Raw genomic sequence first — 1,922 nt, 5'->3', positions numbered from 1 at the left:
GCCCCCTCGATTTTGGACGGTTTGTCCGAGACGTCCGCGTTGCGGTTGCTTCCGGAGAGCGATCTCCGGGCGGTGGCGGACGCGGTTCGCTCGGAGATGATCGAGGCCGTGTCGGTGACGGGCGGTCATCTCGGGTCGGGGCTCGGGGTGGTCGAGCTGACGGTAGCGCTGCACCACGTGTTCGACACGCCCGACGACCGGATCGTGTGGGACGTCGGGCACCAGGCGTATCCGCACAAGATCCTGACCGGGCGGCGCGAGCGGATGCGGACGCTGCGCCAGGGCGGCGGGTTGTCGGGCTTCACCAAGCGCTCGGAGAGCGAATACGACCCGTTCGGGGCGGCGCATTCCTCGACCTCGATCTCGGCCGCTTTGGGCATGGCGGTGGCGCGGGACCTGCACGCGGCCTCGGAGAAGGCCAAGGGGCACGCCGAGCCCAAGCGCCGCAACATGATCGCGGTGATCGGGGACGGCTCGATGTCGGCGGGCATGGCCTACGAGGCGATGAACAACGCCGGCGCGCTGCATTCGCGGCTGATCGTGATCCTGAACGACAACGACATGTCGATCGCGCCGCCCGTGGGCGCGATGTCGGCCTACCTGGCGCGGCTGGCGTCGGGCGGGGCGTACCGGGGCCTGCGCGAGACCGCCAAGCAGCTCGGCAAGCTGCTGCCGAAGGCGATCTACCAGCGGGCGGCGCAGGCCGAGGAGTTCGCCCGCGGGCTGATCGTCGGCTCGGGCACGATGTTCGAGGAGATGGGCTTCCACTACGTCGGGCCGGTGGACGGGCACAACCTCGACCACCTGCTGCCGGTGCTGAAGAACGTGCGCGACTCGGAGCAGGGCCCGATCCTGCTGCACGTGGTGACGCAGAAGGGCAAGGGCTACGCGCCGGCGGAGGCGTCGGCCGACCGCTACCACGGCGTGGTGAAGTTCGACGTGCTGTCGGGCGTGCAGACCAAGGCCAAGGCCAACGCCCCGGCCTACACGCGGGTGTTCGGCGAGAGCCTGATCAAGGCGGCGGATGCCGACGACAAGGTGGTGGCGATCACCGCGGCGATGCCGGGCGGCACCGGGATCGACCTGTTCGGCAAGGCGCATCCGGACCGGACCTTCGACGTCGGGATCGCCGAGCAGCACGCGGTGACGTTCGCCGGCGGCCTGGCGACGGAGGGCTACAAGCCGTTCGTGGCGATCTACTCGACCTTCCTGCAGCGGGCCTACGACCAGGTGATCCACGACGTGGCGCTGCAGAACCTGCCGGTGCGCTTCGCGCTGGACCGGGCGGGGCTGGTGGGGGCCGACGGGGCGACGCATGCGGGGGCGTTCGACCTGGCGTACCTGTGCTGCCTGCCGAACATGACGGTGATGGCGGCGGCCGACGAGGCCGAGCTGGTGCACATGGTGGCGACCTGCCACGCGCACGACGACGGCCCGATCGCGCTGCGCTACCCGCGCGGCGAGGGGGTGGGCGTCGAGATGCCGGAGGTGGGCGTTCCGCTGGCGATCGGCCGGGGCCGGATCGTGACGCGGCCCGAGGGCGCGCGGGTGGCGCTGCTGTCGCTGGGCACGCGTCTGTCCGAGGCGCTGAAGGCGGCCGAGACGCTGGAGGCGGCCGGCATCGCGGTGACGGTGGCAGATGCGCGCTTCGCCAAGCCGCTGGACGAGGCGCTGATCCTGGACTTGGCGGCGAGCCACGAGGTTCTGATCACGCTGGAGGAGGGCTCGCGCGGCGGCTTCGGGGCGCAGGTGCTGCACCTGCTGACCGAGCGCGGCGTGCTCGACGCGATGCGGCTGCGGGTGCGCACGATGACCCTGCCCGACAGCTACCAGGACCACGACAGCCCGGACAAGATGTACGCCGAGGCCGGCCTCGACGCCGCCAGCATCGTCCGGAAGGTCGAGGACATCCTCCCCGAGCG

At 71.1% G+C, this 1,922-nt stretch carries 1 protein-coding gene; it reads left to right on the top strand.

All coding sequences use genetic code 11. The features are described from left to right. Nucleotides 1–12 precede the first annotated feature (12 nt). The coding region (gene dxs, locus MKK55_RS02465; RefSeq protein ID WP_243949252.1) for a 1-deoxy-D-xylulose-5-phosphate synthase at nucleotides 13–1,922 on the top strand (1,910 nt) is incomplete at its 3' end.

It is taken from the genome of Methylobacterium sp. J-059, assembly GCF_022829485.1.
Lineage (GTDB): Bacteria > Pseudomonadota > Alphaproteobacteria > Rhizobiales > Beijerinckiaceae > Methylobacterium.
Note: the sequence above shows the minus strand (reverse complement) of the source record. Positions and strands in the feature narration are given on the sequence as shown.